The following is a 25,484-nucleotide window of genomic DNA, read 5'->3' on the forward strand; positions in this document are numbered from 1 at the left end:
TTCGTTGTGACGCAACCCACGCAGCGCATTCTCGATCCCGAGCAGATCCAGGCGCAGGATCCCTCCGCGATTCCGCGCATCCGCCTGCCCGAGCGCGCGACGCATTTCAGCGAACGCGCCGCGCGCCTGCGCAAGCTGGCGGAGCGTAATCCCATCGGCGGCTATGTGCGCCTGATGGCAGTGCTCGTCGATGCGCAGCAGCAGGCGCTCGCGCACCTCGAAGCGCAAATGCCGCCGCAAGAGGCGATTGCCCATGCGCAGCGCCATTCGATGCCGATCCTGCCCGCGCTCGGTACCGAACGCGACCCGCAATGGCGCGCGGTGCTGCGCCGCCTCGCTGATCGCGTGGAAGCGGCGGGCGCGGTCACGCCCGCGCTCGCGAAAGTGCTGGACACGCTGCGTGCGATGAGCGACGCCGAACTCGACGCGCAAGCCGATGCCTTGCTCGCGCAACGCCACGCGGAAGTCGCACCGGCCACGGCGCCCTTCGTCATGGCGGCGCTGCAAGTGGTGTGGACCGACCTCGCGACCCGCCTGCGCGTGCAAGACGTGCCTTACGTGGATGCGCCAGGCGTGTGCCCCGTATGCGGCGTGCAACCGGTTGCGAGCATCGTGCGCGTGGGCGGCGCATTCCAGGGCTATCGCTACGTGCAATGCAGCTTGTGCGGCACCGAGAATCATGTGGTGCGCGTAAAGTGCACGAACTGCGATTCGACGAAAGGCATTGCGTATCACGGCATCGAAGGCGGCAATCCGGCTTTGAAAGCGGAATCGTGCGACGAATGCCATACGTATCGCAAGATCGGCTATCAGGAGAAGGACCTCGAGTTCGAGCCGCTCGCCGACGATCTCGCGAGCCTCACGCTCGACTTGCTGATGAGCGAAGCGGGCTACCGGCGCGCGAGTGCGAATCCGCTGCTCTATCCCGAAGCGCCGGCCGAGCAATGATGGGGGCGAACGAGAAGGTCGATAACAGCGCGCTGAATGCACTGCTTGCGCAACTGCCGGCGGTGGAGCGCGTGATTGCCTCGCCGCACGCACAGGCGCTGATCGCGCAGCATGGACGCACGCAGGTGCTCGCGGCCATCCGCGCGACGCTCGACGGCTGGCGGCGCGAGGCGCAGGCGGGCACATTCGTGATCGAGGCGGACTCGCAGGCGCCGTTTTCCATCGAGCGCGTACTTGCCGATGCCGATCGGGCGCTCGTGGCGCGAGCGCAAAACAATCTGCGCACGGTATTCAATTTGACCGGCACGGTGCTGCACACGAATCTGGGCCGCGCGCTGCTGCCCGACGTTGCCGTGCGCGCCGTCGTGCAGGCGCTCACGCAGCCCGCGAACCTCGAATTCGATCTGGCCACCGGCAAGCGCGGCGACCGCGATGACCTGATCGACGAACTCATCTGCGAACTGACCGGCGCCGAAGCGGCGACCGTCGTGAACAACAATGCGGCGGCGGTGTTGCTCGCGCTCTCCGCACTGGGCGCACGCAAGGAGGTGATCGTGTCGCGCGGCGAACTCGTGGAAATTGGCGGGGCGTTTCGCATTCCTGACATCATGAGCCGCGCAGGTGCGAGACTGCGCGAGGTGGGCACGACCAATCGCACGCATCTGAAGGACTACGAAGCCGCTATTGGCGCGCGCACCGCGCTGCTGATGAAGGTCCATTGCAGCAACTATGCGATTAGCGGCTTCACGAAGACTGTCGAGCTGGACGAGCTTGCGCCGCTCGCGCAGCGCCATGGTTTGCCGGTTGCGGTGGATCTCGGCAGCGGCACGCTAGCCGATCTCACGCAGTGGGGCCTGCCGGCCGAGCCCACCGTGCGCGCCACCATCGAAGCGGGCGCCGATCTCGTCACCTTCAGCGGCGACAAGCTGCTGGGCGGCCCGCAGGCCGGGCTGATCGTCGGGCGCAAGGAGTTGATCGCGAAGATCAAGAAGCATCCGCTCAAGCGCGCGTTGCGCGTGGGCAAGCTCACGCTCGCGGCGCTCGAACCCGTGCTCAAGCTCTACCAGGCGCCCGAATTCCTGCGCGAGCGCCTGACGACGCTGCGGCTGCTCACGCGTCCCGCAAGCGAGATGCACGAAGCGGCCGAGCGCGTGCTGCCCCCATTGCAGCTCGCGCTCGGCGATGGCTATGCGGTGAGCGTCGAGCCGATGTTCAGCCAGATCGGCAGCGGCGCGTTGCCGGTCGATGTGCTGCCGGGCTACGGTCTGGTCGTGCGCCACAGCGGCAAGGGCGGCAGCGGCCGCTCATTGCTCAAGCTGGAGCGTGCGTTGCGTGGGTTGCCGCGCCCCGTGATCGGCCGCATTGCCGACGATGCGCTGCGGCTCGATCTGCGCTGCCTCGAACACGCCGACGAAGCCGTTTTCGTCGCGCAACTCGCGGAGCTGCGCCTGTGATCGTCGGCACGGCGGGGCATATCGATCACGGCAAGACCACGCTCGTGCGCGCGCTCACCGGCGTGGATACAGACCGGCTCAAGGAAGAAAAAGCGCGTGGCATTTCGATCGAGCTCGGCTATGCCTATACGCCGCTCGCGAACGGCGACGTGCTCGGTTTCATCGACGTGCCGGGGCACGAGAAGCTCGTGCACACCATGGCGGCCGGCGCGTGCGGTATCGACTTCGCGCTGCTCGTGATCGCCGCCGACGATGGTGTGATGCCGCAAACGCGCGAGCATCTCGCGATTTTGCAACTGCTTGGCGTCACGCACGGCGCGATTGCGCTGACCAAGACGGACCGCGTGGACCCGGCGCGCCTCGCCGAAGTGCGCGCGGACATTGCCGCGTGGCTCGCGCCGACCGCGCTGGCTGGCGTGCCGTGTTTCGAAACCCGGGCGACACAGCCGGACGATCGGGGCGTTGCAAAACTCGATGCCTGGTTGCGCGAGCGCGCCGCGCACTGGCATGCACGCCGCGACGACGGCCTGTTTCGGCTCGCTGTGGATCGCGTCTTTACGTTGACGGGACAGGGCACGGTCGTGACCGGCACGGTGTTCTCAGGGCGTGTGCGCACTGGCGAGAATTTGCTGCTTGTGCCGGCGGGGGCGCCGGTAAGGGTGCGCAGCATCCATGCGCAAAATCGCGCCGCGGAAGCAGGGCAGGCGGGACAACGTTGCGCGCTCAACCTTCATGGCGTGGAGCGGGAGCAGATTTCGCGTGGGGACTGGATCGTCGATGCACGGCTCGCACAGCCCGCGACGCGTCTGGACGTCGAACTGCAACTGCTCGACGACGCGGGCATCACGCTTCAACACTGGTCGCCGCTGCACGTGCATCTGGGCACGATGCATCGCGTGGCGAATGTGGCCCTGCTAGAAGGCGATACGCTCGCAGCGGGGGAGCGAGCCCGCGTGCAACTCGTTTTCGAAGCGCCGCTGCACGCGATGCCTGGCGACCGCTTCATCGTGCGCAACGCGCAGGCGAGCCGAACCGTGGGCGGCGGGCGCGTGCTCGATCCGTTCGGGCCCGCGCGGCGCCGGCGCACGCCGGAGCGGCGCGCGTGGTTGGATGCGCTATGCACCTGGCTGGATGAAGGCCGGATCGACGCGCTGATCGAACAGGCGCCATATGGGGTCGCACGTGCAACGCTCGCGCAATTGACCGGCTTCGACGCGGACACGCTCGCGCTGCCCGACGACGCCGTTGCGATTGCGCCGCAAGGACGGACCGCCGATTCCGTCGTGCTCGCGCGCAGGCATTGGACGCGGCTCGCGGCGCGCATCGTCGAATTGCTGGGCGACTTCCATGCGCGCACACCGGACGAGCAGGGACCAGACGCCGCGCGGTTGCGGCGCATGGCGGCGCCGCTTGCAAGCGACGAGATCTGGCGCGCGGCCGTGGACGCGCTTATCGACGCGGGGTGTATCTCGCGCAGCGGGCCGTGGCTGCATCTGCCTTCGCATGCGGTCTCGCTCGATGCCGGTGAAGAAGCGCTCGCCGCTCGACTCCTGCCGCTGCTCGCGCAAGGACGATACGACCCGCCCTGGGTGCGCGACCTGGCCCGCGAAGTACGGGAGTCCGAAGAAAAGGTGCGCGCGCTGCTGCGCAAACTGGCGCGGCTCGGCAGGCTGTATCAGGTCGTGCGGGATCTGTTCTACGATCGCGACGTGATTCACGAGCTAGCGCATCTCGTGGCGCAATTGGCCGAAGCGCCGCAGTCGCAAGGTGTGAGCGCGGCGGCGTTTCGCGATGCGGCGGGACTTGGGCGCAAGCGCGCGATCCAGATTCTGGAGTTCTTCGATCGCGTTGGATATACTCGGTTTCAACGCGATTTACATGTGTTGAGGCCCGATAGCCGCATGCGTGATTGGGTTTGATGCGCAGTTCGCGTTCGTTGTTTGTTCATCGTTGTGCAATGGAAGGCAATCGTATCGGGTGGTGCGGCTGGGCTTCAAACCCAGTTGGGGACGTCAGCCGTTCCCGGGACAGTTCGACTCTGTCTGCCTTCCGCCATCATGGGCCTTCCGGGCCATTCCGGCTTCTTCCGTTCCGACAGTTGCTCGATATATCGCCGGACGCCAACGTGACGTTTCGGGAAGCAACTGAAGCGTTTATCCGTGCGCATGAACCCCAGTGGTGAAATCGCAAGCACGTCCAGCAGTGGGGGAACACGCTCAAGACCTACGCGTATCCAGTAATCGGTGACGTCTGGCTGCGCGACATTGACACCGCGATGATCGTGCGGATTCTTCAGCCCATCTGGACCAAGAAGGCGGAGACTGCGCGCCGCGTGCGCGGCCGCATCAAGGCGATTCTCGACGCTGAGACGATGTTGGGTCATCGCGTCGGCAGCAACCCGGCACGATACGTCGATCATCTGCAACTCGTGTTGCCGCGGTCGAAGAAGCGTTCGCAGGTGAACCATCACCCGGCACTACCCTGGGAGGACTTGCCTGCGTTTATCCACGAGCTTGAACAACGTCCGCGGCGTGCTGCACGGGTGTTGGATCTGCTGATCCTCACCGCGACTCGCACGAACGAGGTGCGTTTTGCGCGGCCCGAGGAGTTTGACCTCGCCGCCCGCACATGGTCAATGCCTGGCGACCGTACCAAGAGCGGCCGGCCGCTTCGCATACCGCTTTGTGACCGCGCTGTCGAGATCGTGCGCAGCGCATTGCCCAAGGCGAAATACGGCTATCTATTCCCGGGCTGCAAGGAAGGGCGTCCGTTGTCGAACATGGCGATACTAATGCTTCTAAAACGTATGTCGCGACACGGAATCACCGTACACGGTTTCCGGTCGACGTTCCGCGACTGGGTTGCCGAATGTACGGACTATCCCGATTCGCTCGCAGAGGAAGCCTTGGCACACGTCATCGTATCGCAGACAGTGGCGGCCTACCGGCGTCGCGACCAGCTCGAGCGTCGGCGCCTGATGATGGAGGACTGGGGAAGGTACTGCGGCGAAAAGAGAGAGGGCACTGCGATGATGGCGTCGGCTGCATAACATGCGTTCGCTGCATAGTTGTGGTTTAGAATCAACTCGGGATCGTGAAAAGCATGGCGGTACGGAGCCCAAAGGCTCATTGCAGAGTGAGATGGTTGATTTTTACCCGCAATTTTACCCGCACGCTGCAATCGATGTTCGGGGACATGGCTTGGCCTGACGGTCCGCGCGAGGTTTGCGCGGTTGTGTCTACACGGCAGACCATCACGCCGACGGATCGAACTTTGTGCCGCGTGAAAGATGGAGCGATCAACTTGCGGGTTTTCCTCAGCGGGCTTGATCGTCTGCAGTCTGACGCGCGACACGCGGCCCTGTAGCGCACGCGTGCAGGAGGACTGGCAAGTGTCGTTAAGGGTTATTCGATGCCTGCCATCGGCCACAGGAATGTGACGGTGCCGCCGCGCGTGTGGGCAGGCGTCGAATAAGCCTCGATGGAGGAAACCGCGGAGTGCCCCGAAGCGCTTGAAGTCTTCGCGGCTATGGCGATTGATAGGCCGGGATGCTCAGCGGTGCCGGATGCGGCGCGTTCAGGCGGTGTGCCGGACCGTCGCTAACGCCAGAGCGAAGCGGTGCAGTCGTGCATTCAAGATGATGAGGCGGGCGGGCGAAGCGCTTCGAGAAGCGACACGCGCAAACGTCCACTCGTGGGCCGCGTTGCCGCAAAGCCGACGCTCGGTTCGGATGTCGGGGAACCGTGGAGTTCATGTCTGCTCCCGGCGCATTGGCGGTGCGCGGATCGGGGCGCTGCGCGCGAGGATGTCGACGACGATCATCGGTGCGCCGCAGTGCCGGCAGATGAAGACGGGCCGGGTTTCGAGGGTGGCGTCGTCCGGTGACGGGCTGATCCCGGGTGCGACGTGCAGCAGATCGCGCACCCTGGCGAGCCTGGCGCGGCGCACGGGGTTGGCGAGCAGCCCGTAGTGACGGATGCGATGGAAGCCGCCGGGCAGCACATGAAGCAGGAAGCGGCGCATGAATTCGCCGGTTTCGAGGGTCATGGTCTTGTAGCGGGTGGGTCCCTTCGCGCGGTAGTCCTTCCAGCGGAACGTCACACCGCGCTCATCGAAGGCGACGAGGCGCTGGTTGGAGATGGCAACGCGGTGCGTGTAGCGTGAGAGGTACTCGAGCACCGCCTTCGGTCCGGCGAACGGGCGCTTGGCGTAGACCACCCATTCGCAGGTACGCAGCGGCGCAAGCCACCGGGCAAAGGTGGCGGGGTCCGCGAGCCCGGTGTACTCGCCGAAGAACTGTAGCTGGCGATGCCGGTGGGCCACTTCGAGCGCTTCGAGGAAGCGTCGGCGAAACAGGCGTGAGAGCACGCGCACCGGCAGGAAGAAGCCGGGCCGGCAGGCGATCCAGCGCTCGCCATCGGGCGAGAGTCCGCCGCCCGGTACGATGCCGTGCACGTGGGGATGATGCGTGAGTGCCGAGCCCCAGGTGTGCAGTACGAGCGTGGCCCCGATCTGCGCGCCGAGATGCCTGGGGTCGGCGGCGATCGTGCGCAGCGTGTCGGCGGCAATGTCGAGCAGCAGGCCGTAGATGATCCGTTTGTTGTACCAGGCGATCGCACTGAGGGGCGCGGGAAGCGTGAAGACGACGTGGAAGTATTCGACGGGCAGCAGATCGGCCTGGCGTGCCTCCAGCCAGCGGTGTGCGGCGCTGGCCTGGCACTTCGGGCAATGCCGGTCCCGGCACGAGTTGAAGGACACCTCTGTTCTTGCGCAGCCTGAGCAGCGCAGCACATGCCCGCCCAGTGCCGCCGTGCGGCACCGTTCGATGGCTGACATGACCTTCAGCTGCCCCAGGCTCAGGTGCGTTGTGGCCCGCCACGCTGGCCCGTGGCTGCGGAAGATGTCCGCAACCTCCAGCATGAGGCGCTACAGCGCGCGGGCCTACCCGGGAGGCAGACGGTCCAGCGGACTGGTGACCTCGTGCAGCAGGTCGGTGGCCACCTGGACGTAAAGCGCGGTGTTCTCGAGCTTCGCATGGCCGAGCAGCACCTGGATCACGCGGATGTCCACCTTCTGTTCAAGGAGGTGTGTCGCGAAGCTATGGCGCAGCGTGTGCATGGACACACGCTTGTCGATGTGTGCGGCCTCGGCGGCGGCATGAATGGCGCGGTTCAGCTGTCGCGTGCTCAGCTGATCGAGCGGATCGAGCCCGGGAAACAGCCACCCGCCATCGAGCATCTTGCCCTGCGCGCGGGCCACGCGCCACCACACACGCAGACGCTCGAGCAGCACAGGTGAGAGCATCGCGTAGCGGTCGCGGCGGCCCTTGCCCTGCTCGATACGCAGTGTCATGCGCTCGCTGTCGACGTCGGTGACCTTCAGCGCGACCACTTCGCTGGCGCGTAGCCCCGCGCCGTACGCGACCGACAGCGCGGTCTGGTGCTTCAGGTTGCCGGCCGCCTCGATGAGGCGCCGCACTTCATCGGGACTGAGCACGACGGGCAATATGCGGGGCACGCGCACCGGCTGCATCCTGACCATCAGCTCGGGCCGGTCGAGCGTGACGGTGAAGAAGAACTTCAGGCCGGTGATCGCGCGGTTCAGTGAGACGGGTGAGGTGCCGTGATCGACCAGATAGAGCTGGTAGCGCCGCAGGTCCTCGACGGTGGCCATGTCGGGCGAGCGCTCGAGAAACCGGGCGAACTCGCGCACGATGCGCAGATAGCTCTCCTGCGTCTTCGGGGCAAGCTGGCGCATGCGCATGTCGTCGATCATGCGCTGGCGTAGTGGGCTGGCGTTTGCCGGTAAGGAGGTCATGATTCGGCTCCTGTTGAAGAACGAGGCGGATTGCCTCATTCGCCAACATAAAGCCGCGTGACCGGCCTCTCCCTGACCTCCAGCGTCGGACCGTAGCCCCTACCGCGCGAGCGGTTTAGTCCACCGGCCAGAAGGCGACAGTCGCGATCTCGGCTCGATCGTCCATTTGCTGTCCCGCTACGGTCACTCCCCGGAGGCGTCCTGCGATCCAGGTTTGCAATCCGTACCGGCACGTCTTCGTGCCGTCTGGATGCTGGAGGAAGGCTGCGCGACGCGGGGACGATCAGTTCGATAATGAGAGCGGAAATCCCTCATACAGCAACCTTCACGACTCTGGGTTGAAACGGAGCATTGCGCGGCGTGTCGCCAGCGGCTTCGCTGCGCGCAACGCTCGTCGACAGATAGCGCAAACAGCACACGCGCAGGAACGATGCGAAATTCAACGGCTCTTCGCCACGCAAGGAGAGCAGTTCGTCGTGGAGCTTCACCACGAATTGGGTCGTGGTCATGTTCTCGCAGTTCGCGATTTCCTGGAGCACGTCCCAGAAGAGATTTTCGAGCCTCACCGTGGTCACGACGCCATGAATGCGCAACGCGCGCGTGCGTGATTCGTAAAGGATCGGATCGGCGTTCACATAGACATTGCACATACGGTATATCTCCATCCTGCGCGCGAGTGGGTGTCGGACTAGCGATAGTGCCCGTGTTTTTCCAGTACCTCGATCTTGTAGCCGTCAGGGTCTTCGATAAAGAAGTAGCGCGCGAGCAATTCGCCTGTGTCGTTCTTGAACTCGCACAGATCCTTCGTCGCGAAACCGAGACCGAGCAGGCGTTCGCGCTCGGCGCTTGCATCGTCAACCACGACGGCAACATGGCCGTAGCCGTCGCCATGCGCGTACGGCGTTTCGCGACCCTTGTTCCAGGTAAGTTCGATTTCGCCATCGGCTTCGTCGTTGCGCAGATAAACGAGCGAGAAATCATCGAAATCGAGCCGATGAATTGGCGCCATGCCGAGCACCGTGTGATAGAAAGCGAGCGAGCGTTCGAGATCGCGCACCCGCACCATCGTGTGAATGAGCTTGGCCACGGGGTGCTCCTTCAATGCGCGATGCGTGTGCCGAGCAATGCGAGGAACTGCGCGATCCAATTCGCGTGAGACGTCCACGCGGGCGCGGTGACGAAGTTATCGTCGGTGATGGCGTCGGGCCAGTCGAGTGCCACGTATTGTGCACCCGCGAGCTTCACCTCGGGCGCGCAGGCCGGATACGCTGCAATGCGCCGGCCTTCGATGACATTCGCCGCCGCCAGCAGTTGCGCGCCGTGGCAGACGGCGGCAATAGGCTTCTTCGCTTCGGTGAAATGGCGCACGCAGGCAATCACCTGGTCGTTAAGCCGCAGATATTCGGGCGCGCGACCGCCGGGCACGAGCAGCGCGTCATATTGCGCGGGGTTCACCAACGTGAAGTCAGCGTTCAGCGTGAAGTTATGGCCGCGCTTTTCCGTGTAGGTTTGATCGCCCTCGAAGTCGTGGATCGCGGTGCGGATGATGTCGCCCGTGCGCTTGTCGGGCGCGACGACATGCACCGTGTGCCCGACTGCCGCAAGCGCCTGGAACGGCACCATCAGCTCGTAATCTTCGACGAAATCGCCGGCAATGATGAGAATGCGCTTAGACATGTTTCGTTTCCTCTCGAATCATATGGGGGGGAATGGCGAGACGGACGCGCTATTGCTGCGCGCGCAGGGCGGTGATATAGGCGGTGCGATTGTCGATGTCCTGATCGCTGAACGGCCTGTTCATCGGCGCCATGCCGCCGCTTCGCTGCCCGCTCTTGTATACGTGCAGCGTACCGGCCACGCAATCCGCGCTCTGGCTAGCGGCCGTTGTGAGGGAATGTAGCAACTGACGCAGTGCAACAGGTAATACGCGGCTAAATGCCGGCCAGGAATTTCACCGATCTTCCATGTCCACGCAACGTCACCGCCGAAGGCGACCGCCCTCGACGAACTTCATTCGGCTTGCACCATGTAGGCATTCGCTGATGGTGTAGATGTATAAAAAAGATTCACCTGACCGCGTGGAGGATCATTGCTTCGGGACACATCGCTTGGGCGGTTGAGTTTAAGGAGTGACGCTTGCAAATGTCGGTGCCTACGACTGGCTTCGTGGTCTGCATCATTCGACGTCCGCTTGCAAGCCGACAGCAGACTCATACCCAGTCTCGTCAATCGGCAGCTCCGGGTCGATCAGGGACGGCCGATCAGGCGCGTGTCGCGGAACTTCTATCATTCGCGAGAATGACGTCGCAGACGGGTTTCGCACTCACGGACGGGCTGGGCAATGCTCATGGGCCGATAAGGGATCAACCGTTTGCCGCATGTGAACGGTAGCCCCGCCGTATCCTCGCCAGGCAGCGTTGCACTAATCTCACGGTTTGCTAGACAAAAAATGGGGTGAGACTTATTACAGTCGACGCGAGCTTGGGTCGTAGTTTGGAGGAGCGCGAAGTCCACCGTCTGGCCGGCCCGATCCACCGCCCGTTACAGGTAGACCCACCTGGCACGAATCTTTAGTGGAGTAAGAGACAGGGCGTAGTCGAACTATTTCCCTGCCTCTCCGAACGTGTGCTGTTCATCACGGTCGAGCGTCACAGCCCGCATGCCGTCTTGCTGCTCGCGGATCAATTTCATCAACTTCCTCTCCAGTGATCCGATCAGCATGGCGAAGCCGCAGCATGTGCTTCGTGAATTCGCGCTTGCCCTGATCGCGCACGCGGGTCTGGCAGATCATGAACGGCTGGAAGCCTTCGTTCCGAAGACCGCGCAGGACGTCGATGGTCGGAATATAGGCATAACATTCCGAACGGCTTTCGTGCTTGCCATCAGCGAAGATGGACGGGGCGACGCGCCGGATCTGATCGTCTGAAAGCGGCGAGTCAGCGCGCAGCATCGGGGAGCCGTAATGGAAAGAGGAAGCGAGTTGCATGGCAGTCTCCACAGTCAAGGTTGAGGACCTGAACCGGGCGATGGAATGTGGTTTGCCGTTGCGGCCGGACATTTTCCGGTGGAACTCGGGGTTGGCTTTGCTGCCGCCTGGCTCCCTGGTTCCCGCCCGTGCGACTCGAGGAGCCGATAGCGGGCAGGCGTCAAGGAAAAAGGCGAGGGAGGGGTGCGGGCAACACGGTCCCTCGCCCCTTGATGCGTGGCCGCTATCGGCTACGGTCGCGGGTCAAGGGCGGGGCGCTGGGAGCGGGGTGCATGCCGTGCCTCGGGTTGACCGGGCAGGGTTTGACGCAGGACCAACGGCGATGTGGTTGATCGCGATACCGAAATAGACAGTGGGGTATGGCTGTGCCGCGGCTTGGTGACCGGGACGGGATTGAACGAGGCACGCTGCCCGGTTCATACCGCGACAGCTCGCTGTCTTCAATCATCCCTGTAGTCCATCTGCCGTCGTTAGGGCCGCCGCGGGATCTGCGGCTGTTCAACCACGACCAGCGGCCATTTGCCGACGCGAGGCTGAATACAGCTTGTCGGCCAAACCCACCATTTGGGCGGCCTGGGTTCCACGTCAGCAATGTGGCGGATTGCTGACGGCGGTGGCTTCGCGCACTTGAACGGATGTTGCTGAATCGGACTGTGCAACTGATGAACTCTCAGGCTCCAGATGCCGACCGACGATCCGGCTAACCAGCGAGTTGCTCCGGATCACGAGGTTGACTCGGATCAAGCGCAAGGGCTTTACCACGTCTTATGTTCATTAAGAGGGACGACGCAGGCGAAGCGGTGCACATCGACAGATAGCGTAGTGATAATTCGCGCCATTAGACGACGGTGCGTGCAGCGATTCGTCGCGATGGCGTGGGAGATGAACGATGAAAGACATATTCAGTTTCGCGGACGAATTGGGGCCCACCAGGATCATCCATGTCCACGGCGCATCAATCGGTCTTCGCGCTGTACTGGTTGTCGACAACGTCGCCGTGGGTCCGGCAATCGGTGGCCTGCGCATGGCGCCCGATGTCAGTACCGAGGAGTGCGTCCGCCTCGCACGCGCGATGACGTTCAAGAACGCCGCTGCGGGACTCGCGCACGGCGGCGGGAAGGTCGTGCTTTATGGCGATCCTCGAATGCCGCGTGAGGGCAAAGAGCGTCTGATTCGGGGCCTCGCCTGCGCACTTGGAGACGTCCGCGACTATATTTTCGGACCTGACATGGGCACCGACGAAACGTGCATGGCGTGGATCAAGGACGAGATTGGCCGCTCGGTAGGGCTGCCACGCGAACTAGGCGGTATCCCGCTGGACCAGATTGGCGCTACGGGCTGGGGAGTGACACATGCAGCGGAAGTCGCCGTGCCGTACTGCAACTTCGAACTCGCAGGTGCGCGCATGGTGATCCAGGGCTACGGTGCAGTGGGCCGCCATGCCGCGCATTTTCTCGCGCAGAAGGGTGCGATTGTCGTCGGCGTCGCCGATTCTGGCGGCACGTTGGTGGACCAGGCCGGCATCGATCTCGCGTTACTCGACGACCTGAAGACCAAGGGCAAGTCGGTGGTCGACTACCCGCGCGGCGAGAAGGCCGGGCGCGACGCGGTCGTCGACGTCGAATGCGAGATCTGGATTCCTGCCGCTCGGCCTGACGTCGTGCGGGAGGACAATGTGGCTCGTCTGAAGACGCGCCTCGTGATCCAGGGCGCGAACATTCCCTTCACGCGCGCAGCCGAGGGATATCTCCATCAGAAGGGCGTGTTGTGCGTGCCCGACTTCATCGCCAATGCGGGCGGTGTGATCTGCGCGGCCGTTGAGTACGCTGGCGGTAACCAGGCGATGGCGCTCGATGCGATTGCAACGAAGGTGCGCGAGAACACGCGCGCAGTGCTTGAGGCCGCGGCGGAGCACGGCCAGTTGCCGCGCGAGGCAGCGATTGAACTGGCGACTGCGCGGGTCACGAAGGCCATGTCGTTGCGGCGCTGGGGTGCCTTCTGACGGTGTCGCGCCTGCGGCGTCGCTCGTGACGTCGCCGAACCGCGTTTGCCCGAAAATGCGTTTGTGGCCGGCGCCCTAGCCAAGCAAATCGCGCGCAGGCACATAAGGCTCACCGAGCGCACACGCCACTGCCTCGTGAGTGACATGGCCTTCGCAAATGTTCAGGCCGGCGCGCAGGTGAGCGTCGTCGGCCATGGCGCGCTTCCAGCCCTTGTCTGCAATCGTGATTGCATGGCCAAGGGTGGCATTGGTCAACCCAAACGTCGACGTTCGCGCAACCGCGCCTGGCATGTTCGCCACGCAGTAATGGATGACGCCGTCGATAACGTAGGTGGGTTGTGCGTGCGTTGTGGGGTGCGAAGTCTCGAAGCATCCACCCTGATCAATGGCGACATCCACCACAACGGCCCCCTTTTTCATTCGAGCGATCATGTCGCGTGTAACGAGCCGGGGCGCGGCAGCACCGGGTATCAGAACCGCGCCGATCACGGCGTCTGCACTCAGCACGGTCTTCTCGACGGCGTGAGCGCTCGAACTAAGCGTGGTGATACGGTTTCCGAAGATCAGATCGAGCTGGCGCAGCCGTTCCACGTTGGTATCGAGAATTGTCACACGTGCGCCCATGCCCACTGCCATCTGCAATGCATTGGTCCCCACCACACCCGCGCCGATGATCGCGACATGACCGGGTGCGACGCCGGGCACGCCGGCGAGCAGCAATCCCATGCCGCCATGCGGCTTCTCCAGACTGGCGGCGGCGACCTGAATTGACATGCGGCCGGCCACTTCGCTCATTGGCGCGAGGAGTGGCAGTCCGCCGCCCGCAGCGGTGATGGTTTCATACGCGATGCAGACCGCACCGGAAGCGATCAGTGACATGGCTTGCTCACGATCAGGCGCGAGATGCAGGTAGGCATACAGGATCTGGCCTGGCCGCAGCATGCTGCGTTCTACCGCTTGGGGCTCCTTGACCTTGATGATCATGTCGGCGCGCGACCAGATTTCGCGTGCTTCGCCGCAGATCATGGCGCCCGCGGCTGAGTACGCCGCATCGGGCAGGCCCACCGCTGCGCCGGCCTGCGTCTCGATCAGCACGCTGTGCCCGCGACGCACGAGTTCGCGGACGCTCGCGGGTGTGAGGCCCACGCGAAATTCCTGGCTCTTGATTTCCCTAGGCACGCCGATCTGCATGTTGCCACCCCGTAGAAAAGCGTTTGATCGAATTCTCGAATTTGTGTCATCGCTGAAGATGATCTGGATCAAACATCCGCGCGGTCGGAGCGTTCCCGGGCGTGCCCATCTCTCCCGTGTCGCTACGGGATGGCCATGACGGGCGGGCCGTGAGGCAACGCAGGTAACTATCGCGTTTCCAGCCTGTTTGCTGGTGGAAATCGAATAACGTCTACATGACCAGGCGGGTTGCCTGCGAGTTCTGTTTCCGTGTATGCGAGGTACAGGACGGTGTGCCGCTTTGGGTTTTGTCGCGGTAAGGGCTGATACCCGACGCTTACTGCGACAAAGCCCGACGATCTCTTCCGGGTGCAGACCCGTCAAGACAATCACGCACCTCCCGATGGGCGCGACGTTGAAGGTGGTGGCCTCCGATTCAAACACGGTGGGCGGCAAGAAGAGCGTAGGTACGCCAGTTGACGAAGTTTGGTTGTTCGGTAAGCAGCCGAACGCAGAGAACATGCTGCGCGAGGCCATCGGCGGTCTCACGTCGCGCCCGGAAGGCTTCGTTATCTACTTGACGGCGCAGTCCGACGTCCATCGGCGGGCGTGCTCCTGCAGAAGCTTCGGTATGCGCGCGAAGTGCGCGACGGCAAGGTGGTCGACCCATGCTTCGTGCCGGTGATCTTCGAGCACGTCGGCAAGCGTCTGGGCCTGCTCGGGGACAGCAATCGCGGGCTCGTATCGCGCTTCGGACAGCGGCAGGGATGGCAGCATGGTCTCGTACGGCACGGCCTCGGCGCCTTGTTCGATTGCCTTGAGCAGGCCTGCAGGCGTGACGGCCGCAAACGCGTCGGGCGGCAAGCGCACGGCGAAAGTTTGTTCGATCCGCTCGGCCAGTTCGGCGCGCGCGAGGCTGTCAAAGCCGAGATCGCGTTCGAGCCGAGTCATCATCGAAGCGCGCGCGGGATGCGGTGCGTCTGCGTGCAACTGCGCTGCGAGCGTATCGACGAGACACAGAAGGCGCGCAGTGTGGGTGTCTTCTGGGAGCGTGTTCATGGAGAGCAGTGGCGTAAGCGATGCGGGGCAGGATCGTCTAGCGCGGCACCCAGTACATCCCGTCGCGCACATACAGGCGCTTTACGGCCGCCCACGCGATCCGGCGGGCTGCTTCCTCCCGGCGCGGGTCCAGGGCGTGGTCGGCGTAGGCGCGATTGAACGCGGCCCTGAAGATGTCCTGGGCGTGCGGCGGCAAATGATTGCGTACGCCAACAGGCAAGTCGCTATTCGTCGGGTAAGGCATGGCGGTGAGGTGTGGCTTGCGCACGGCGTCAATCGGAGCAAGGGAAAGGCTCGAGCTCGCGTGCACACAACGCCCTGCGGCGACCTCGGCGGGTACTGAAGTGTATACGCTACCAGGCGAGCGCTGGGCGCGCCGATTGCGGCGCCATTTGGTGCGGACAGTTGTTGCCGTCTTTTCGGCAGAGCGGGGCAAGCGGGGCCGCAGGCATAGGCAGCTTGCCGTGCGCGGCATTCGATGCGTTCGTTGACGCATTTCGTAAGACGAGCACGAGCCGAGCCGGCGCTTGGTGGCAGCAAGGTCGTGAGCATCTTGATGACGGTCGATTTGCCGGCGCCGTTGCGCCCCGGCAGTCCGAAGGTTTCCCCGGCGTCGACGGAACGTGTCAATGCATCGACTGCAGTAACGTCGCCGAAGCGACGGCAAAGTGCGTGCGTTTCGATGACGGGGGGCAGACATGGCGGACTGTGGCGGCGCGGGAGGGGCTTGCATGGTGGCAGCCGCGGCCGGGCGTCAGTTGATCTGGCTTAAGGAGGTGCTGCGCCACGCGTGGGTATTGATCGAGGCCGAAAGGGTCGCGACGGTACGTTCGTCAACTTCGCAATGCCTCCTATCGAGCGCGACGGAACGGATTGCAAACGTGGTCTCTGTAAGGCCGGGCAGACGATCCGATCCCGATTACCGACTTTCCGGGATTTCGAGAGCGGACGAGCGCATCGTACGCGCAAGCAGCGGGCGCAGTCTCGCGAGTGAACGCGTGTTCAGCACGTCGGCTTTTTCCAGCCATCCACGGCGTGCCTGATTGACGCCGTAGCGCAAATTGTCGAGTTCGGCCGCGCTGTGCGCGTCGGAATCGATAGATACCAGAACACCGTGATCTTTCGCCATGCGGCAGGCCGTGTCCGTCAGGTCGAGACGCTCGGGCTGGGCGTCGAGTTCAAGGAAACAGCCACGCTCTCTCGCCTTGCGTGTCACGCGCAGCATGTCGAGATCGCAGGTGTCGCGGCTGTCGATCAGGCGGCCGCCTGGATGCGCGAGGAGGGTGAAGCACGGATGGTCCATGGCGCGCAGGATGCGTTCGGTTTGACGCTCGCGCGGAAGGTCGAAATGACTGTGAATTGCGCCGACAACGAGATCGAGCCGCGCAAGAACGGCGTCGGGAAGATCGAGCCGGCCGTCCTCGAGAATGTCGACCTCTATGCCCTTGAGCAGCGTGATGCCCATTAGCTGCGCGTTGAGCTGGTCGATCTCGTCAATCTGCGCCGCGAGTCTCGCCGCGTCCAGGCCGTGCGCCATGGCAAGGCGCTTCGAGTGGTCGGTGATGGCGAGGTACGACAGGCCGCGTTCGCGGGCGGCGAGTGCCATGTCGCGCAGCGACGCATGGCCATCGCTGGCTACGGTATGAGCATGCAAATCCCCGCGCAAATCGACGTGCGCGATCAACGCAGGCAATGCGGCGTCGCGCGCCGCTTCGATCTCGCCACGGTCCTCGCGCAGCTCTGGCGGAATCCAGGGTAGTCCGACGCTCGCATAAACGGACTCCTCAGTTTCGCCAGCAATGCGTGTTTGCGCGCGGAAGACGCCGTACTCGTTGATCTTCAGGCCGCGCTCCTGGCCGAGGCGGCGCAGGGCCACATTGTGCGCCTTCGAGCCGGTGAAGTAGGTGAGCGCCGCGCCGAAGCTCTCGGGTTCGACTACGCGCAGGTCGATCTGCAGGCCGCCGCGAAGCACGACACTTGCGCGGGTGGGCCCTTGCGCGAGCACCTCGGTCACGTCTTCGTAGCCGGCAAACTGCCGAGTGACCGCAGCCGGGTTACGCGACGTGGCGAGGATGTCGATGTCGCCAACGGTGTCGCGCAGGCGCCGCAGACTGCCAGCCGCCTCGACGCGCTCCACGTCGGGAGATGCGGCGAGCCAGGCCAGCAGCGGTTGTGCGCGCTCGCTGGCCTGCGCGAAGAGAAAGCGGCGCGATTTGTCGAGGCGCATCTGGACGTTCGCGAGAATATGCGCCTCGGTCAGTGCGCCGAATCCGGGCAATGTGTGAATCCGGCCCTGCGCGGCGGCCTGCGCCAGCTCTTCCAGCGATTGCACGTGTAGTTGTTCGTACAGCCGCCGTACACGCTTTGGCCCGAGACCCGGCACGTGCAGCAGCGCCGTGACCGCCGACGGCACTTGGGCACGCAGGCTAGCAAGCAGGGAGCATGAACCGGTGGCGACAATTTCCCGGATCTTGAGCGCGAGGTCGTCGCCAATCGCGGGGATAGCCTTCAGATCGGCGCCCTGGGCCACCATCGTCCGCACGTTTTGTGCATGCTCGCCGACCGATCGCGCCGCATTGCGGTACGCGCGCACCCGGAATGGATTACCGCCCTGAATTTCGAGCAAATCGGCAATCTCGTTGAAAACCTCCGCGACGTCGGCATTATGAATGGGCATGGGATCCACTCGTTTCGCTGAAACCGGGGCATGGCTGAACGCGTAAGTGCCCAGGCTGGTTTCATCACAGCATGCACGGCGGCGTCGCAGGAGCGTTGATCCAGGTCAGCCTGTGTCCTCCCAGTGGAGGAGCGGAGGTGATTGATCGAGGTCAATGGGCGGAGCGGGGCAGACACGATGATCCAGACAAGAGGCGTCACCTCGTGCGCGGTATAACGACCTGGCATGGCATGGAGGATGCAGACCGTTATCGTACCCGGCATCGTTGCTTGTGGAGTATGCGATTGACCGACGTCAATTTGATGGCATCGCCGGTGGACGAGGATTTCATGTGTTCCGTCTCGTGCAGTGGAAGCTTTCCGCACGACAGCTGCCACGCCGGGCGCACACGTTGGTGGCGGCGCCGTGAATGCCCGGAGTCGCCGTCTACGCGGACGCCATATGGGAGACTTCCGATGGACAAAGCTGGCCGCCTTCATCGGCACCGTTGGCCAATGCGATGCTTTCGTGGCGCGTGTATTTGCCTGATGCTCGCGATTGGCACGACCTGGCTCGGCGCGATTCACGACTTCCCGGTCGACGCGAACGTCGTGGCGGGCATGGCCTCGCCCGAGTGCGCAACTGTCCGCGCGATACCGGCCGGTTCACGCCTTGCGGCGGCGCTGCCGGACAGCGATCGCTGCATCGCCTTCTTTATGTATCGCACCTCGTTCCCGAATGCGGCAGACGATGCGGCGTCGTACCAGACCTGGGTCATGCAACAGCGCGTGGGCGAGTTCTGGCAACTGATCGGATACGTCCTCGCATTGTGGTTCGTCTTGCTGTGTATCGTTGCGATCGCTGCGGCGACCGTAAAAGCGCTTGTCCGACGCCTGCGCCATACGTTCCCGGCTAACACCGACCCTGCCTCGGGTGAAGGGCGTGACCAGACGCGCGGCTGCCCTTGAGCATGCGATGGCACGTACGTTCGTCAGGGCGTCGCGGTATCGCGTTCACGACGACTGTTTGCGATCGTTGCCAGCAGCGGCCTCCAGAATGCCTCGTCTTCGTAAGCAGAGGGCTCGACGCCGGTGTCGAATCGAATCGCCAGCGCGCGCTCGGCAGCGCTTAGGGGGCTCGGCCCTTGCGAGTTGAAGGGTGAGGACCGCCGTGTCGGCATCGAACGCACCGCGTCCCAAGGCTGCTCTCGCGGCCACGCGTGCAAAAAGCGTGGCGCGGTCTGCGGTGAAATCGAGAATCACGACCCTTACGTCCAGGCGTCTCGCGAGCGCGATGAAAGCTGTCCGGTTTCGTTCGCGCAGGAAGGTCGCATCCACGATCGCCGTATAGCCGCTTTCGAGTACCGTTTGCGCGTGCGCGCGAAGGGTGTCGTAAATCGCATCGGTCTGGCCAGCCGTATATGCCGATGCGGGCAGCCGGGCCGCGTCGGCGATGCCGGCGAGGCGTTTGCGTTCGGCGTCGCTCGACAGGCGGATCGCGCCCAGCCACTCCGCGAGCGCCTGGCTCGCGAGCGATTTCCCCGAACCGGAAACGCCGTGGCACAAACAAAACCGCGCTTGTCGTTCGGCAAAACGCGGCGCCGTGCGCTTCAGCTCCTCCTCGCACCATGCGCGCAGCGCGGCCTCTTGCGGCACGCTGGCGTCGAGCGCGGCGATGACGGGGTGCATCTGGGCTGTCATGCACGCCACGTATAGACGAGAAAGATGCCGGAAAGCGAAAGACCAACCAGAGCGGCATAGGTCCAGAAACACATTTTCGCCGCGGCTGCGCTCATGCGCTCGATGCGCCAGCTCAACAGTACGACCAAGGCCAGCGGGGCGAGCAGAACGATCCAGAAGAGGGGCGTTGCGGTTATCGCAGTATAGACTCCGCTCGCTGCCCCGCCGTAGGCCATGACGCCGGTCAGCATGAGGCCTCCGGCCATGTACTTATAGACGCGCTGCATATAGCGCCTAAGGCCGAAATTGCCCCCCTCCCACCTGCGTGGCAAGTCTCCTGGCGCGGTGTGACCGGCGAAGTCGTTTCCCATGGTCAATCCTTTTGTTCGCGATCGAGGCATAAATGCATTTGCGTCAACTAGCCCTGGCATGCCGATTCAGCCGTGCGCCTCGCCCCAGCCCGTGCAACGGGTAACGAACCCGCGGATGCGCAAGCGACTGCGCAAGATTCGCCGTCGTGGACGGTACAGCGTTGGCGCGCAGGGCGCCAAAAGCCGAAGGCGCATGGCGTGCAGTGGTTGAGTTTGCCGTTTGCTGCGCCCCCGCGCTTGCCGGGCCGCCTACGGGCCGCCAGGGTAACTGCATGTGCGCGTCGAACACGAGACGGCCTGGCTGCAATTTCGTGTGGTCGCGCGCCGTGACTTGCTTGACTAGTCCGATGAGGTCGACCGCGCGTGTCAGGCGTGCGGCATTGAGACGGCCCGCTGCGAACGGCGGAAGGTCGGCACCCGCCGGCAGCGCGTGGCAAACCTCGATATGGCAGGCGCCTCCGGGCTCGTTCAGCGTCATTAGCACGTCGTAGAGCCGATGGTGGCGTCGGCCGCTGCGGTAGCGAAAGCAGAATGTTGCGGGGGGGCCGCCGGCGGCGGCAGCTGTGATCTTCGGCGTGATGGGGAGGTTTCGCACGATCGTGTCTCCGGTGACGGCTGACTTGATGAGGCGTCGGCGATTAGCCGCAGCTGACCTCATTCGACCGCCGGGCGGGGCCGCGGCGCTTGACCTGCATCAACGCCTTCGCAACTGCGCCTCTCCGGTAACGCTTCCCGCCTGTGCCTTGAAGCAGGTAATGGGTGTTGGTGACTCGTGACTCGAACACCGCGCTTCCAGTCAAGTGCGGATCAAGCGGGGTCACCAGCACGCGGAAAACCTGGCCCGCCGGGTCATTGCCTGCACGCAACTTGATTCAGGTTATCTAATCGGAAGCCGCGCGGCGTGCAGGCATCAATCTCGCGCGCATCCGTACCATGGCGTTTGTGCTCGGCGGCATTGCCATCGCGGCGATCGTCAACGGTATGGCGCTGCTTGGTTTGCGTGACCATGTATTCGATGACCATCCGTCTGATACCGTGTGTTTGGACAGCGATGCCCCGCATTGGGCCGGCAACCTCACCAAGGTTCAGCAGTGAGATTGATCTGCCGCACAATGCGGATCTCAGGCGTATCGCGTGGCGAGCTTCACGGACGGACCGAATCGACCACCGTCCGTGGACGCGTATAGTTCGCCCAGTTTTGCGCAGCGCTCCGGGTTCCGGGCGTTGATCGACCGCCAATACCAGTGTCAGCTGCCTCATCGCTTTTTTGCTTATACCGTTGCATGTCCACGCCTGCATGGTGAAATTAATGTGACCCCATTCAGTTGCCAGACCTACGTTTACATTTTGTCTTCAACGCCTCGATTTCGTCGAGCAGATCGAGCGCGAGCGCAATGCCCGGTGCATTGATCTGAAGGTCGCGAGCCAGCCGAAAAGCGGTGCGTGCGCGGCACAGCGAAGCGCCGCTGAATCGCCATTCCTGCGGCCCTGCCCCTTTCGGATCGAAGGCGCCTTCAGCAACCCAAAGGGTTATTTCCTCTGCCGATGCGCCACTTATCCGGCTCATGTCGACGAGCGTGAACTCGACGTCATCATCGACGATCTGGCCTGCCAGCCAGGTCACTTCAGAGCTTTTCATAGTAGCTACCCATAAAATCGCGCACGCGGGTCAAAGCTGAACGCTTGCCGCATCGTGTTGTAGGCCGCTTTGGCCGCCTCGCTGTCGGCCGGCGGCAATACGATGTTCAAGATCACGTACAGGTCCCCGGGCGGATTCCCTGGAATCCCTTTGCCTTTGAGCCGCAAGCGTCTGCCGCCCGCCGAACCCATTGGAACAGTCATTTCGACCCGTCCATCGGGCGTCGGCACTGTTACGTGCCCGCCAAGCGCCGCTTCCCAGGGCGCCACCGGCAAGTCGAGCAAGACGTCGGATCCATCGACGCGAAAGAGTGGATGCTCGCGAAACGCAATTTCAAGGTAGAGGTCCCCGGCCGGTCCCCTTCCAACTCCGGCCCCGCCCTGGCCTGCGAGCCGCAGGTGCTGCCCAGCCCGCACGCCCTTCGGAATGGAAACGTTCAATGTACGTGATTGCAGTGTGACATGGCCCTGTGCATCGACGGCCGGCAATTGCAGCGAAATCGAGCGCTGTGCTCCTCGATAGGCATCTTCGACCTCGATGAACACCCTGGCGTGGTGATCTTGCCCCATCGCATGCGAGGGGCGCATATGGTCCGCCCGTGTACCGCCAAACATCGCTTCGAAGAAATCGCTGAGGTCAGCATGCGCGGCGGGGTGCTCGCCCGTGCCGCTGAATTCGAAACCTTCATCCCAGTTCGGAGGGGGCTGGAAGTCCTCTCCGGCGCGCCAGTGAGTGCCCATGCGATCGTAGGCGGCGCGCTTTTCCGGATCCTTCAGCACCTCGTAGGCCTCGCCCAATTCCTTGAAACGGTCCTCCGCGTCGGTATGCTTGCTGACGTCTGGATGGTATTTGCGCGCGAGCTTACGATACGCACGCTTGATGTCGTCCTGAGCCGCCGTGCGCTCCACGCCCAGGATCGCGTAGTAGTCTTTGTATTTCATCTGGAGAACATGCCAATATTGGGTGGGAACAGCAATGCGCTTGGGCGATACCGCTCATTTTCCGTGGGTCGACTCTACATGAGTATGGCGCGGAGTTGACGCACCTGCTGCTCATCCTGCCGACGAGCCCTCCGCAAGCGGCAACGAAACGGATAGCGCAAATCCCTGCCCAGGTGCTGTCTGTATCCGCAGCTCACCACCGAGCGCCGCGGCGCGCTCACGCATGCCCAGCAGGCCGAACGAATTCCGTGCAGGACGCTTGCCGCTCGGGCAGCCTCGACCATTATCTGCGACGCTCACGATACAGTTCGGCCCGTCCCGCACGATCTTGAGCATCACCTCGGTCGCGCCCGAATGGCGGGCGACATTGGTCATCGCTTGCTGTACGACGCGGAACACCACAGTCGCCGTTTCGGGTTGAAAATCGATGTCATCGGCGTCGATCTGGCGGATGACGCGCACCCCGTATCGCGCTGAGAACTGGTCGCTGAACCATTCGACTACGGGGATCAGACCGAGATCGTCCAGCATGGCGGGGCGCAGATCCGTAGCAATTCGCCTCACGGACACAACGAGCTGATCGATCAACGTGTAGATGTTATGCAGATCCGCACCGGCCAGTGCCGTCATGGCGGCTTCGGCGCGGTTGTCGATTCGGGAGACTTCCAGCTTCAACGCAGCCAGCTGCTGGCCCAGATCGTCGTGCAGCTCGCGCGCGATACGGGTCTTTTCATGATCCGATGGGAGTTAGCGTCACGACGCCAAACCAGAAATCCTTGATGGTATGCACGACTTCGACAAACTTGGCGAAATCGACTGGCTTGGTGATGTAGCAGTTCGCATGAAGGCCGTATGTCCCGGCCACATCCTCCTCCGACCTGGACGTGGTCAGCACGACAACCGGAATGTGCTTGAGGTCGGGATCTTCTTTCAGTTCCTGGAGCACTTCCCGTCCGCTCTTCCTGGGCAGGTTGAGATCGAGGATGATCAGGCCGGGGCGCGGCGCCATGCTTGCCCTCGCGGCGCAGGAACTCCATCGCAGCCACGCCGTCCTCGGCAACGTGCAGCGGATTCGCGACCTTGTAATAGTCAAGTGCCTCACGTGTGATCATGACATCCGTGGGACTGTCCTCGACAAGGAGAATGTGAATCAGGTCGTCCGTTGCATCGGAAAGCACGGGCTACTCCCGCGGATTGGATTCATGATATTGAAGAGCGGCGTCTGTTCCCGCATTCAGCGTAAAAAAGAACGCCGTCCCGCTGCCTGGAACAGACTCGACCCAGATGCGCCCCCCGTGCTGTTCGACGATCCGCCTGCATAGCGCCAGTCCTATCCCGGTACCCGGATATTCGGTGCGCGTATGCAGGCGCTGGAAGATCAGGAAGATCCGGTCGAAATACTGCGGGTCGATGCCGATCCCGTTGTCTCTCACCGAGATCACCCAGTCCTTGCCATCACGCACGGCTTCGATGTCGATCCGAACAGGGATGTCGCGACGGCGGAATTTGAGGGCATTTCCGACCAGGTTCTGAAAGAGCAGTACGATCTGCGTTGGATTGGCGACCACGGTCGGCAGCTCGCCACGATTGATCGTCGCGCCGGATTCCAGCAGGCCGACGCTCAGGCTTTTTAGTGCCTGGTCCAGTGCCCTCGCGCACTCGGTCAGCTGGGGCGTGGCTCCGGACCGGCCTACCCGGGAATAGGCGAGCAGGTCATCGATGAGCGTCTGCATGCGCATCGCACCGTCAACGGCGTGTCCAATGAATTCGTCCGCACGCGCATCCAGCTGGCCCTGATACCGGCGCTGCAGCAGTTGCAACGGGCCGGCAACGGCACGCAACGGCTCTTGCAGGTCATGGGACGCGACGTAAGCAAACTGTTCGAGATCCTGATTGGAACGGGCCAGTTCCTCTGTTCGGCTCACGAGTTCCTGCTCCGCACGCTTGCGCTCCGTAATGTCCACGATGGCAGCGAGCACGAAGACTTCGTCTGAAGTCCGGACCGGGTTGAGTCCAATCTCGACCGGGAATTCGGAGCCGTCGCGGCGCAGGCCATAGAGGTCACGCCCGGTGCCCATCGAACGCGGCTTCAGATCGCCGAAATAGGCGGCTCGATACTCGTAATGCCCGGAGCGAAAGCGCTCCGGTACGAGCGTTTCGATGGTCTTTCCGAAGAGATCCTCGCGCGCGTAACCGAACAGCTTCTCGGTTTGTGCGTTTACCAAGACGATCCGGCCCTCGTGGTCCACCATGACCATCGCATTGGGTGCCGCCTCCACCACCTGACGGAAGCGCTCATCGAGCCGCCTGCGCTCGGTAATGTCGACGACGGCCGCCAGGACGAAAACTCCTTCATCGGTCGTGACCGGATTGAGCCCAATCTCGACGGGAAACTCGGAACCGTCCTTGCGCCGGGCGAAAAGGTCACGGCCGACGCCCATCGGGCGACTCGACAGGTCGCCGTAAAACGTATGACGATAACCGGAATGGGCGGCACGGAAGCGTTCCGGCACAAGCATATCGACACAATGCCCGAGGAGCTCTTCACGCGAGTAGCCGAAGAGTTTTTCGGTCTGTGCATTTACCAGGATGATGTGGCCGTCGCGGTCGGCCATCACCATGGCGTTGGGCGCGGCCTCCACCACCTGCCGGAAGAGCTCATGGGCCAGGCCGCTCAGTGGCTTGTTCAATTCCAATTCGATCTCCGGATCCATTTTCGAATTGACTGCCGAAAACACTAGCAAGACTTCGCTCCTCAGCGA

At 63.3% G+C, this 25,484-nt stretch carries 21 protein-coding genes, 1 tRNA gene and 5 pseudogenes; 8 read left to right on the forward strand and 19 right to left on the reverse strand.

What is annotated here, in order from left to right:
* Positions 1-6 precede the first annotated feature (6 nt).
* The 5 genes and pseudogenes from fdhE to NH14_RS26745 form a co-directional block, all read left to right on the forward strand.
* A complete protein-coding gene (fdhE, locus tag NH14_RS26725; protein ID WP_035529701.1) occupies positions 7-948 on the forward strand; it encodes a formate dehydrogenase accessory protein FdhE in 942 nt (313 codons plus the stop codon).
* Positions 945-2,402 (forward strand): L-seryl-tRNA(Sec) selenium transferase, encoded by a 1,458-nt coding sequence (gene selA / locus NH14_RS26730; RefSeq protein WP_152617197.1) that lies wholly within the window; start codon positions 945-947, stop codon positions 2,400-2,402. Before fdhE ends, selA begins: the two co-directional genes overlap by 4 nt.
* On the forward strand, positions 2,399-4,321 hold the full coding sequence (selB, locus tag NH14_RS26735) for a selenocysteine-specific translation elongation factor (RefSeq protein ID WP_035529696.1): 1,923 nt from the start codon (positions 2,399-2,401) through the stop codon (positions 4,319-4,321). The genes selA and selB overlap by 4 nt, the downstream gene beginning before the upstream one ends.
* A 40-nt stretch (positions 4,322-4,361) precedes the next feature.
* A tRNA-Sec gene (locus tag NH14_RS26740) sits at positions 4,362-4,457 on the forward strand.
* Positions 4,458-4,494: 37 nt separating this feature from the next.
* Positions 4,495-5,451: pseudogene (locus NH14_RS26745) on the forward strand (tyrosine-type recombinase/integrase); the annotation flags it as partial.
* 701 nt (positions 5,452-6,152) lie between these two features.
* Here NH14_RS26745 and NH14_RS26750 read toward each other — a convergent pair.
* The 7 genes and pseudogenes from NH14_RS26750 to NH14_RS26775 all read right to left on the reverse strand — a co-directional run.
* On the reverse strand, positions 6,153-7,322 hold the full coding sequence (locus NH14_RS26750) for an IS91 family transposase (protein ID WP_035529694.1): 1,170 nt from the start codon (positions 7,320-7,322) through the stop codon (positions 6,153-6,155).
* 21 nt (positions 7,323-7,343) lie between these two features.
* Positions 7,344-8,219: a tyrosine-type recombinase/integrase gene (locus tag NH14_RS26755; RefSeq protein WP_035529692.1), complete on the reverse strand. Its 876-nt coding sequence runs from the start codon at positions 8,217-8,219 to the stop codon at positions 7,344-7,346.
* Between the two features lie 311 nt (positions 8,220-8,530).
* A complete protein-coding gene (locus NH14_RS26760; RefSeq protein WP_035529690.1) occupies positions 8,531-8,869 on the reverse strand; it encodes a ribbon-helix-helix domain-containing protein in 339 nt (112 codons plus the stop codon).
* A 38-nt stretch (positions 8,870-8,907) separates the two neighbouring features.
* Positions 8,908-9,306, reverse strand: coding sequence for a VOC family protein (locus tag NH14_RS26765; RefSeq protein ID WP_035529688.1), 399 nt, complete (start codon positions 9,304-9,306; stop codon positions 8,908-8,910).
* An 11-nt stretch (positions 9,307-9,317) separates the two neighbouring features.
* Positions 9,318-9,896: a DJ-1/PfpI family protein gene (locus tag NH14_RS26770; protein WP_035529686.1), complete on the reverse strand. Its 579-nt coding sequence runs from the start codon at positions 9,894-9,896 to the stop codon at positions 9,318-9,320.
* 49 nt (positions 9,897-9,945) lie between these two features.
* Positions 9,946-10,077 (reverse strand): c-type cytochrome, encoded by a 132-nt coding sequence (locus tag NH14_RS33920; protein ID WP_269151858.1) that lies wholly within the window; start codon positions 10,075-10,077, stop codon positions 9,946-9,948.
* An 825-nt stretch (positions 10,078-10,902) separates the two neighbouring features.
* Positions 10,903-11,205, reverse strand: a pseudogene (locus NH14_RS26775) (DUF932 domain-containing protein); the annotation flags it as partial.
* Positions 11,206-12,094: 889 nt separating this feature from the next.
* Between NH14_RS26775 and NH14_RS26780 the strand changes: the two are divergent.
* A complete protein-coding gene (locus tag NH14_RS26780) occupies positions 12,095-13,207 on the forward strand; it encodes a Glu/Leu/Phe/Val family dehydrogenase (protein ID WP_176329291.1) in 1,113 nt (370 codons plus the stop codon).
* A gap of 75 nt (positions 13,208-13,282) precedes the next feature.
* On the opposite strand, the gene ald is transcribed toward NH14_RS26780, so the two are convergent.
* The 5 genes and pseudogenes from ald to polX form a co-directional block, all read right to left on the reverse strand.
* The gene (gene ald, locus NH14_RS26785) at positions 13,283-14,398 is read right to left on the reverse strand and encodes an alanine dehydrogenase (protein WP_035529682.1); all 1,116 of its coding nucleotides are present in this window, start codon (positions 14,396-14,398) and stop codon (positions 13,283-13,285) included.
* Positions 14,399-14,950: 552 nt separating this feature from the next.
* Positions 14,951-15,436: an acyl carrier protein gene (locus NH14_RS26795; RefSeq protein WP_035529680.1), complete on the reverse strand. Its 486-nt coding sequence runs from the start codon at positions 15,434-15,436 to the stop codon at positions 14,951-14,953.
* 37 nt (positions 15,437-15,473) lie between these two features.
* Entirely contained in the window at positions 15,474-15,704 is a 231-nt protein-coding gene (locus NH14_RS26800; RefSeq protein WP_244143491.1) for a ChaB family protein, read from the reverse strand.
* A 233-nt stretch (positions 15,705-15,937) separates the two neighbouring features.
* Positions 15,938-16,066: pseudogene (locus NH14_RS33680) on the reverse strand (ATP-binding cassette domain-containing protein); the annotation flags it as partial.
* Between the two features lie 289 nt (positions 16,067-16,355).
* Positions 16,356-18,113 (reverse strand): DNA polymerase/3'-5' exonuclease PolX, encoded by a 1,758-nt coding sequence (gene polX, locus NH14_RS26810; RefSeq protein ID WP_035529676.1) that lies wholly within the window; start codon positions 18,111-18,113, stop codon positions 16,356-16,358.
* A 527-nt stretch (positions 18,114-18,640) separates the two neighbouring features.
* Here polX and NH14_RS26815 point away from each other — a divergent pair.
* Entirely contained in the window at positions 18,641-19,060 is a 420-nt protein-coding gene (locus NH14_RS26815) for a hypothetical protein (RefSeq protein WP_176329292.1), read from the forward strand.
* A gap of 45 nt (positions 19,061-19,105) precedes the next feature.
* Here NH14_RS26815 and NH14_RS26820 read toward each other — a convergent pair whose 3' ends face one another.
* On the reverse strand, positions 19,106-19,864 hold the full coding sequence (locus tag NH14_RS26820; protein ID WP_244143492.1) for a P-loop nucleotide/nucleoside kinase family protein: 759 nt from the start codon (positions 19,862-19,864) through the stop codon (positions 19,106-19,108).
* Positions 19,789-20,142, reverse strand: coding sequence for a Bax inhibitor-1 family protein (locus NH14_RS26825; RefSeq protein WP_052148226.1), 354 nt, complete (start codon positions 20,140-20,142; stop codon positions 19,789-19,791). The genes NH14_RS26820 and NH14_RS26825 overlap by 76 nt, the downstream gene beginning before the upstream one ends.
* Before the next feature lie 933 nt (positions 20,143-21,075).
* Between NH14_RS26825 and NH14_RS26830 the strand changes: the two genes are divergently transcribed.
* Entirely contained in the window at positions 21,076-21,237 is a 162-nt protein-coding gene (locus NH14_RS26830) for a hypothetical protein (protein ID WP_161790858.1), read from the forward strand.
* A gap of 226 nt (positions 21,238-21,463) precedes the next feature.
* Here NH14_RS26830 and NH14_RS26835 read toward each other — a convergent pair whose 3' ends face one another.
* The 5 genes and pseudogenes from NH14_RS26835 to NH14_RS26855 all read right to left on the reverse strand — a co-directional run bounded on the left by NH14_RS26835 (position 21,464) and on the right by NH14_RS26855 (position 25,436).
* Positions 21,464-21,781 carry a chaperone modulator CbpM gene (locus NH14_RS26835; RefSeq protein WP_035529672.1) on the reverse strand — a complete coding sequence of 106 codons (318 nt, stop codon included), beginning with the start codon at positions 21,779-21,781 and terminating at the stop codon, positions 21,464-21,466.
* Between the two features lie 5 nt (positions 21,782-21,786).
* Complete coding sequence (locus NH14_RS26840) at positions 21,787-22,722, reverse strand: DnaJ C-terminal domain-containing protein (RefSeq protein ID WP_035529670.1); 936 nt, start codon at positions 22,720-22,722, stop codon at positions 21,787-21,789.
* A 111-nt stretch (positions 22,723-22,833) separates the two neighbouring features.
* Positions 22,834-23,460 (reverse strand): annotated as a pseudogene (locus NH14_RS26845) (sensor histidine kinase); the annotation flags it as partial.
* Positions 23,453-23,900 (reverse strand): annotated as a pseudogene (locus NH14_RS26850) (response regulator). The pseudogenes NH14_RS26845 and NH14_RS26850, both read right to left, overlap by 8 nt.
* Positions 23,901-23,903: 3 nt before the next feature.
* Positions 23,904-25,436: a sensor histidine kinase gene (locus NH14_RS26855; RefSeq protein WP_084225672.1), complete on the reverse strand. Its 1,533-nt coding sequence runs from the start codon at positions 25,434-25,436 to the stop codon at positions 23,904-23,906.
* Between the last annotated feature and the right edge of the window lie 48 nt (positions 25,437-25,484).

The organism is Paraburkholderia sacchari, from assembly GCF_000785435.2.
In the GTDB taxonomy this organism is placed as follows: Bacteria; Pseudomonadota; Gammaproteobacteria; order Burkholderiales; family Burkholderiaceae; genus Paraburkholderia; species Paraburkholderia sacchari.

Coding starts and splice junctions, on each gene's coding strand:
- NH14_RS26830 (WP_161790858.1), top strand. CDS start 21,076: ATGGCGTTTGTGCTCGGCGGCATTGCCATCGCGGCGATCGTCAACGGT.
- NH14_RS26835 (WP_035529672.1), bottom strand. CDS start 21,781: ATGAAAAGCTCTGAAGTGACCTGGCTGGCAGGCCAGATCGTCGATGAT.
- NH14_RS26815 (WP_176329292.1), top strand. CDS start 18,641: ATGCTCGCGATTGGCACGACCTGGCTCGGCGCGATTCACGACTTCCCG.
- NH14_RS26760 (WP_035529690.1), bottom strand. CDS start 8,869: ATGTGCAATGTCTATGTGAACGCCGATCCGATCCTTTACGAATCACGC.
- polX (WP_035529676.1), bottom strand. CDS start 18,113: ATGCCCATTCATAATGCCGACGTCGCGGAGGTTTTCAACGAGATTGCC.
- selA (WP_152617197.1), top strand. CDS start 945: ATGATGGGGGCGAACGAGAAGGTCGATAACAGCGCGCTGAATGCACTG.
- NH14_RS26825 (WP_052148226.1), bottom strand. CDS start 20,142: ATGGGAAACGACTTCGCCGGTCACACCGCGCCAGGAGACTTGCCACGC.
- NH14_RS26780 (WP_176329291.1), top strand. CDS start 12,095: ATGAAAGACATATTCAGTTTCGCGGACGAATTGGGGCCCACCAGGATC.
- NH14_RS26770 (WP_035529686.1), bottom strand. CDS start 9,896: ATGTCTAAGCGCATTCTCATCATTGCCGGCGATTTCGTCGAAGATTAC.
- NH14_RS26840 (WP_035529670.1), bottom strand. CDS start 22,722: ATGAAATACAAAGACTACTACGCGATCCTGGGCGTGGAGCGCACGGCG.
- NH14_RS26750 (WP_035529694.1), bottom strand. CDS start 7,322: ATGCTGGAGGTTGCGGACATCTTCCGCAGCCACGGGCCAGCGTGGCGG.
- NH14_RS26795 (WP_035529680.1), bottom strand. CDS start 15,436: ATGAACACGCTCCCAGAAGACACCCACACTGCGCGCCTTCTGTGTCTC.
- ald (WP_035529682.1), bottom strand. CDS start 14,398: ATGCAGATCGGCGTGCCTAGGGAAATCAAGAGCCAGGAATTTCGCGTG.
- NH14_RS26755 (WP_035529692.1), bottom strand. CDS start 8,219: ATGACCTCCTTACCGGCAAACGCCAGCCCACTACGCCAGCGCATGATC.
- NH14_RS26855 (WP_084225672.1), bottom strand. CDS start 25,436: ATGGATCCGGAGATCGAATTGGAATTGAACAAGCCACTGAGCGGCCTG.